Source organism: Methylosinus sp. Ce-a6 (assembly GCF_009811655.1).
Lineage (GTDB): Bacteria > Pseudomonadota > Alphaproteobacteria > Rhizobiales > Beijerinckiaceae > Methylosinus.
In genome coordinates, this window is sequence record NZ_BGJX01000063.1 from 1 (window position 1) to 7605 (window position 7605).

The following is a 7605-nucleotide window of genomic DNA, read 5'->3' on the forward strand; positions in this document are numbered from 1 at the left end:
CGATCATCGCGCCACCCGTCACGCAGCTATCCCAAAAACCGAGGTCACCGCCAGGCGGCCGCCGCCGGAGGGATACGGCGATTTCGACGGTCCTGTGACATCTAAGTTCGGATCGACGCAGCGTTCCTCGCGACGCGAAGACGCGAGGAGCCGTTGCGTGGCGTCAGGCGCCGGCGTCGCCTTCCACCGAGTCCATCCGCGCCGCTCCGTCGACGATCGCCCTCAGCGCCGCGATGTGGCCGGCATAGGCATAGCGGCCCTCTGGCGTTGCCGCGACGCGAGTTCGCGGCGACTTGCCGACGAAATCCTTCTCGATCGAGACATACCCCGCCTTCTCGAGCGTCGAGAGATGCGCGCCGAGATTGCCGTCGGTGAGCTTCAGTAGCGCGCGCAGGCGGGTGAATTCGACGAGTGCGCCGGGCGAGCACGCAGCGAGTGTGGCCATGACGCGAAGGCGCACGGGCGCGTGAATGACTGGATCGAAGGCGTCAATCATCGCCGGCCTTCTTTCCGCGCAGCAGCAGGCCCGCGGCGATCAGGCCTCCTCCGCCCAGCAACGCCGCATAGGCCGGAAAGATCGCCGGATCGACGACAAGGCCCGCCAGAAAAACCCCCGTCACGACGAGGCCCAGCCATAGGATGAGCGGCGCCGCCCAAAGTCCGGCGATGAGATAGGCGGCTCCCGTCACCGTACCGGCGTAGACACCGAAGCGGTTGGGATTGTGAGAGAGCAGCACGGCGGGCCATAGACCGGCGTAGAAAGCAATGAGGAACGCCGTAGCTGTTGTTCGGAGACCGCGCCGGAGATCAGCGCGCCTGCGCTGGTTCTGGCGCCAGGCTATCACCAGGCTGGCGACGGCGCCGAGCGCAGACAGCGCCGGCCACATTCGCGCGTCGCCTGGCGCCGCATAGGCGGCCAAAAGAAAGCCGAGGATCCAGATCGCCCCCCACAGGACGAGGTAAGGCGCGGCACGCACATAGGATCGCGCCTGGAAAATCTCTCGCTCGGCACGCTCCGCCGCCTCGAGGGACCGGCGCGCGTCATCGACGGTGACGGGTTGCTCGATCATTGGTCTATCCTTTGTGGAGCACTCTGCATATCAGAGTCAGATAACTCTGTAGCGCAGAGTTATCTGACTTGCAATAGCGCTGCATGCACACCGGTGAACCGGCGTCGGCCCCTCGGGAGGGACGGTCCATTTTGGTCATACCTTCCTCGCCCGCCGTCCCGAACGGGGAAGGTTGCGCCAGAGTTTCACGTTCACGAGCGGCGATAGAGCGGCCGGGCTTTCGGGGCTCGCCGACCACGCATAGCGAGACGGGAGGAGCGTGCCGCCCAATCGTTCACGGCCGCCGGGCATGAGCAGCGCCGCCGGCATGGAGCAGAAGAGATCGGCTTCGGGACAGGTGGCGACAAAGGCGACGCGCACCGCGATCTTCAGCAGCCGCAGGCGCAGCGTAGAGAACTCGGCTTTCGCGAGGTCGTGGGGCTCGGGATCGCGTCGCGCACGCCGAGCATCAGCCAATAGGCGGCGGTGTGCAAGACGAGGCGAACCTGATTGGCGATGCGTCCGCCGTCGAACGCGGCTGTGACTTTCTTGCCATCGACGGCTGGAAAGGAGAAGGCGGGAAACGTATCGTCGATCATGGCGGGCGTGGCAGGCCGAGGGAAGCGGAAAGGGCTGGTGTAAGCAACCGAATCCTGCGCCGTTTCAGCGCCCTATGCTGCACTCGCCAGCCTTCGAACAGCGCCATCATGAATAAGCCGGGCTGGCTGCCCGCAAGTTCGGGGCACCTATGGCGAGGATGCGTCAGGAGCGATCATTGGCACAGCCGCATGGGCATGGCCGTCGCGCCCACGCCGAGGAGAAATTGCGTTGCGAGCCCCCAGCTATCAGACAAGCTACAGATCGCTCCCCATTAGCCGCATTTTATCGGCTTCGCATTGGTGCTTTTAACGCGTCGCAATATCGCTTCTTCCGTGTGCTGCTCGTCTCGCCATCTGTAGGACAGCGTTAAATGATCGCCAGCAATAGCCGCATCCAATGCGACTGTCCCGTCACTTGTTTCGATGACCGCGATGAAGCGGCCGTTTGCTATCGACGGATTCGCGATTTCAATCGGCCCGTTCAATGGACCGTTCCCATAATAAATGGCGACATGCGCAGTGCCGGGTCTGCGAACAATCGAAAGCTGCCACCCAGAAACGTCTCCACCATTGACCTCCTGGCACAGATTGGAAAACACGAATGTAACAGGCGTTGGCAAATTGCCTGCGTGAGCATTCGATGGAGCGCATGCAAAAGAAACAAAATGAACAATTGCAAGCGTCACGATAAATTGGCGTTTCAACTGTGTGAGCATCTTGAGCGTTCCATTTGTCTTCGTACCGGGGTCGCTTCGCCAATTCACTAAGAACATCTACGCGCTCCACACGTCAATCTAGCGCCATTTGCGGCCATTCGATGCACGAAACGATAGATTCCGCTCTTCCCTGATCTCGCGGATATTCGCTGCACAAAAAGATCGATCGAGTCCCGCGCGCGGCCCGCGATGCGGCATTACCCAAACGACTGAACGAATCCGGGCCGACGGACACTTGCGAGCTTCCGGCCCGGCAGGTGTCCGTCGATAATCTTCACGGTTGCGCTCAACTTGGTTCAGACGGTGCGCGGCTGCTTCCCGACAAGACGTCCGCGACACCTTCAGAAAAGCGTATGGGCCGACCATCGATTAAAATGCGTTCAGGGTTCGACGGATCGCGTTCCGCCCTGGGAAGTCCATGTGCGACAATCGCGCGCGCGCAACCCTCCCAGTCGGGAGCGTCGATCCCTGTCGGTTCGTTGATCGACGCCCAGGACAGCGTGCCGAGCACGTCGCTGCCGTAGCCGTGCCCTTCGCGCCAGCTCGCGCCGTGCGCGAGAAGGAAGCCCGTCAGTTCCGCGTCTCCGCGCAGGACGGCGTGGTTCAGCGCCGTCGCATCCCAATCTCCACCTCGCGCTTCGATCGGCCAGCCACGTTCGACCATGACCATGACTGCTTCTCTGAGTCCCCAGGCTGCCGAATCGGGCATGAGCCGCAGCAGCTCCATCGGGAGAGACCCCGGCAGATCCGGATGTTCCATCTGAATGCGTTGCGCCTCGACGCCGTCGGCGCGAGCGCAGGCTGCGACAAAGGCCTCGTCCGGCGCAAGGGCCTCCGCCACTCCGGCGGCGCGCAGCACTTCTACCACCTCGGCCAGTCCGACTTGCATAGCCAGTCGGTAGGCGCTTACGCCGCCAGGCGTCTGCGCCCGAGGATCGGCTCCAGCTGCGAGCAGCGCGACGATATGGCGGGACGACCGGCGCACTGCGATCGCGCGCAGCAGCGGGGCGCCCCAGATTTTCGTAGGCCCTTCGCCGGCCGGCTCGTTCGGGTCGCCACCGTGAGCCAACAGCATTTCGAGGGCGGCCGGCTCCGGCATATCCAGCGCTCGCCGCATCGCATTGGTTCCGGAAATGCGCGCGCCGTGGCGGAGCAGCGCCTGCGTGCAGTCCGGGTTTTCCAGCGAGTGATAGAGTGATTCGCCATCGTTCGGGTCAGAGCCAGCGTTCAGCAGCATCTCCGTCAGCGCCGGGTCGCGGTTGACTCCGGCTGCGCCATACAGGGCGGAGAGCCGTCCAGCGTCATCAGGCGCTGCCAGGGATGCTGGCGGGAACCGATTGCCGATACTCTGATTAGGATCGGCTCCGGCATCGAGAAGGGCTTGCGCACACGCGCGCAGCCGCGTGATGAACTCCGGCAGTTGTCCGAGGCGGGAATGTGTCACGGCGACAAGGGGCGGAAGGTTGAGCGGACCGTCCGGTCGATTGATCCATTCGGGATCGACGGCGATCGCCTGAGTGATCGCCGCGAGGTCTCCGGCGGCGCAGGCGCTATAGACATTCCCCGCGAAGAGCTCCGGGTGGTCCAGCCAGAGCCGAGCCGCGAGGCTCGGTCGTGCGGCGTCAAAATTGCCGGTGACATCGCCTCCATAAGCGAGCGCCAGCCAGCGGGTTACCAGAGACGCCTGTTCGCCCTGCGCGAACGCGCCGGCTTCTACATGCAAGCTGAGGTCGGCCCACGAAGCGAAACCATATTCGCGCGCGATGCATGACTGCGCATCGTGCAAGCGAAGGCGAAGCGCCTTCGTTTGCTCCGAATTCCGATTTGCGGCCGCGGGCAGACTTTCGGCAAAACGGGCGATCGCGCTCTGATCGCCGTCGCGATAACGCCGCAGCAACGTCTTTGCCTGCTTTTTCAAATGGTCGAGATTAGCCCTGAGGGGCAGCGTCTTCATCACAGACCTCCGTGCTTATCTTCGCCGAAGGTCCGCAGCAACGGCAGCACAAAGGGCTGGTAATCGGTCCGCTTGGAGAACAGGTGGGTTGAACCCTTCCCGCGGACCCGGGAGCGGCCTGCACCGCTGGAATAGAGAGTATTGGACAGCCTGGAGTTCCGTCAAGTCGCTATACCGGTTTTCAGGCGATGCCACCGCCTCTGGACGGCTGCGGATACCGACCTGTGCGGAGCGCCGGAAATGACCGCTTTGGTCAGAGTTCCCTCTTCGCCGTCCCGAACGGGGAGGTGGCGCCAGGAGGGGACGTTTGGGCGAGGGTTCCATATTGAGGAGAGCTTTGCGATTTCTGGGCTAGTTACCTATCCCGCGCGCCACCAACAGCTTTTTAAATTCTTCTTGCCGAAGGTGATTTTTGGTCTCACGCAGATAGCCATTGAAATAGAATATATCGAGCCAAAGCTTTTCCATCATGCTGTATAATTGTTCTAGTTCATGTAGGCGATAAACATACAATTTTTCTTTTAATACTTGATGATAATCTGCCGGTATAATCCCTTTAAAATGTTTTGGTATAATATTGCTTGCCAGATGACGTGGTGCTCAACCTTGATTAGAAACAATAAGCTGTCATCGTCGGGGCATATCCCAAAGCAGCCGTGCGCTAGATCATTGCATTGAGTTTCAAGGGATTTGTAGTCTTTTACCAATGCTTGATACAGAGCCATTTCATTGCCTGAAAGCTTGGCTCCGGCTGCTGCGTCGAGAGCCTCTCGCTGATGTGTCCAGCGCCGCAAGACCAAGAACACACGGTGGGCCGCTTCGGAATCCGTTCCGAGCAAAATACCGAAAAGCCCGCCTATTTCGTTGTCTACATAAGACCAGATGCTCACGCACCGGCCGATTATCTCTGCAAACGCAGGGCGTTCCCTGATGGCTTGGAAACCAACAGAGTATCGTTTGCTTGAAAATGTCGGAAGGTAAGGCTGGGGCATCGCGTGTGCTTTTTGTGTCGGATATCGAAACAGCGTGAGAGGTAGCATTGTTTGTGGACACTGTGAAACTGGTTATTCCAGAGCCCGTGCTAAAATCAAGACTTTGCAAGTCCGCGAAGCATCAAATTTCAACAACCTGGATTGTACAAAAATTATCAAAAATCGAGAGCGCCACTTCAGTCCAAAGTCGGTCCACTTCCGCGAATGTCGCCTTCGGGTCAGAGTTCCTCGTTCGCTCTACGGGGAGGATGCGCCAAAAGTGGACGTTCGAGGTCGGCCGATCTCGAAGACCTCGATCGCAGCGCTCAACACCGTGCGAAGTCCACACTCAATCCCAGCCGATCGTGGCGCAGACCGAGTTCGGCTGATAACGCTCGTCCGTGAGATACCGATTGATTTCAGAAAGCAGCCGAGCTTCGTCGCTTCCATGGGAAAGCTCCCTTACGGCGAAGTCACGATCACCGAGATTAGCGATCGCCGCCAAGATTGCCTTACGGCGTCCGCGCTTCGGATTCGACCTCAGCGCTTCCCTCAGCGGGCCAACCAGTTTCGGCGCCCAGCGCTTGTCCGCGTAACATGCGCCTTTGATCCGCGCCAACCGATCGATCGCACGGGAATCGAGATCAGCGCCGAAGGGAAGAAGATAAGGCGTGGGATCGACGCCGAGGCGCCCGACCGCAGGGAGCAATATTTCTTGCACGGCTCGTCCGCGATCGAGCAGCGCGACGATCTGGTCGGCGTAGGGCTCGAGATATGCGGGGGCCAATCGAGGGAATGTGTAAGCAGCCTGGCGGGCAGCTGTGTAATCTGGCCCTATCCCATCGGTCGCGATCAATTGAAGAATGTCCGGCATCAGCGCCGCCGTGACGACGGGGTTATGCTCGAATATTCTATCAAAAGACATGAGCGATCGGATGCGTCGGTCATGCGCGATCCGGCGCAAGAAGTCGATCGAGGGTGGAGTCCACTCCTTCATATTGGTCGCGCGCTCGAGCCAATCGTGTATCGGCTTTGCCTGTTGGGGATCGAAGGTCTCGGTCTGCGGCAGGTTCAGAACGGCGAGAGCCTCTCTGGTCATCAAGTCGTTGACGCCCTGCCCGCGCGTAGGCTTGGTTTCGACGGCCGCCACGCCGGCCGGCCGCTCGAGCGAAAGACCGAGGCGCGCCAAGGTCCCGTTGAGCGAAATCTGATCGATGACAATGCGACGCCTCATGATGTCGAGGCCTTCGCTGTGCATACCGTCGATGATCGGACCCCAGATCGCCGGGACCACGGCCACATCGACTCCGACTTCCGTTTGATGGAGGATTTCAGTTGCTTCGCCGCCTTCCCGCCAATGCGCAGTCACGGTTTTGGTGGTCCGTGGAACCACCAGTCGCAGCGGGCTCGGCTCATCATGTGGAAGGAGCGACAAGGTGTCGAATTGGATCGTCAACTCGGGCGCTTCTCCGGAGTCTCGCGCCGGCAGGACGCAAGTCGCGGTTTCCGACGTCGAGCCGCCAGGCGCGGCGCAGCTTTTTCCGCGCTCGAGCCTGTAGAGCGAGCCGGCCGCAGCTCCATCGATCATGACGACCCGCACCCATTCGACCCGACCATAGGTGAGTAGAGCGCGGCATTCGTAACCGCAGGCGTCCTGATCCATGAATGTCTGATCGTGATCGGCGGAGCGGCGACGAATCTCCAGGGACGTCACGCCGATCAGCGCCGGGGGCGCAAAATCAAATCGCTTGAAGGGTATCGAGACCTCTTCCGCTCGCCTTTGAGCGTCGTATCCAGGGACAATTGCGACGGTCGCCATGATCCCGGCGGAGAGCGCGACGCCTTCCCAGCCCGAGCCGAAGCGCCGACCGGCGACGGCTGGCAAGGCGCAAACGCCGTAGACGAACGCGGTCGCGGCGAAGATGATCGGCAAGCCGAGTCCCAATGTGAGAAACGCCACTAGGATCGCCATGTCGCGGACCGTCATCAAGGCCGCGAGAGTGCCTATAATGGCAATAGTGACAAAGTACATTAGTAATATCATGCGCGCCTCGAAATCGGCTCTTCGACCTCCCGGCAGTGAATAGCCGCGCCATGACAAGGATATGTTAAATCGGATACGCAGGCCTCGACTTCGAGCATCGCCAGTAGGGACGGCGCCCCGAGCGTGGACCGGCCGTTTCCAGTGCGATGCGGAGCGGCACTCGGCCCATTGCCCGATTCCGCGAATGACCGCTTCGGGTCGTGTGTCACGAGCGCGCTGTCGCGAGTATCGGCGGCGCTCAACTGTACGAGAGATGAAGGAGGGCCCTTCGA

The 7605-nt window shown here is 60.8% G+C and carries 6 protein-coding genes and 1 pseudogene; all 7 read right to left on the minus strand.

The window, feature by feature from the left end; translation table 11 throughout:
- Nucleotides 1–163 precede the first annotated feature (163 nt).
- The 7 genes and pseudogenes from Mspo_RS19065 to Mspo_RS19095 all read right to left on the minus strand — a co-directional run bounded on the left by Mspo_RS19065 (nt 164) and on the right by Mspo_RS19095 (nt 7276).
- Nucleotides 164–493 (minus strand): transcriptional regulator, encoded by a 330-nt coding sequence (locus tag Mspo_RS19065; protein ID WP_201281762.1) that lies wholly within the window; start codon nt 491–493, stop codon nt 164–166.
- Nucleotides 489–1070: a hypothetical protein gene (locus Mspo_RS19070; RefSeq protein WP_159732831.1), complete on the minus strand. Its 582-nt coding sequence runs from the start codon at nt 1068–1070 to the stop codon at nt 489–491. Before Mspo_RS19070 ends, Mspo_RS19065 begins: the two co-directional genes overlap by 5 nt.
- A 318-nt stretch (nt 1071–1388) precedes the next feature.
- A pseudogene (locus tag Mspo_RS19075) lies at nt 1389–1567 on the minus strand (transposase); the annotation flags it as partial.
- Between the two features lie 353 nt (nt 1568–1920).
- Nucleotides 1921–2421 carry a hypothetical protein gene (locus Mspo_RS19080; protein WP_159732833.1) on the minus strand — a complete coding sequence of 167 codons (501 nt, stop codon included), beginning with the start codon at nt 2419–2421 and terminating at the stop codon, nt 1921–1923.
- A gap of 229 nt (nt 2422–2650) precedes the next feature.
- Nucleotides 2651–4318, minus strand: a complete 1668-nt coding sequence (locus Mspo_RS19085; RefSeq protein WP_159732835.1) for an ankyrin repeat domain-containing protein — start codon at nt 4316–4318, stop codon at nt 2651–2653.
- 521 nt (nt 4319–4839) lie between these two features.
- Complete coding sequence (locus tag Mspo_RS19090; RefSeq protein ID WP_159732837.1) at nt 4840–5310, minus strand: hypothetical protein; 471 nt, start codon at nt 5308–5310, stop codon at nt 4840–4842.
- 328 nt (nt 5311–5638) lie between these two features.
- Nucleotides 5639–7276, minus strand: a complete 1638-nt coding sequence (locus Mspo_RS19095; protein WP_159732839.1) for a hypothetical protein — start codon at nt 7274–7276, stop codon at nt 5639–5641.
- Nucleotides 7277–7605: the final 329 nt, after the last annotated feature.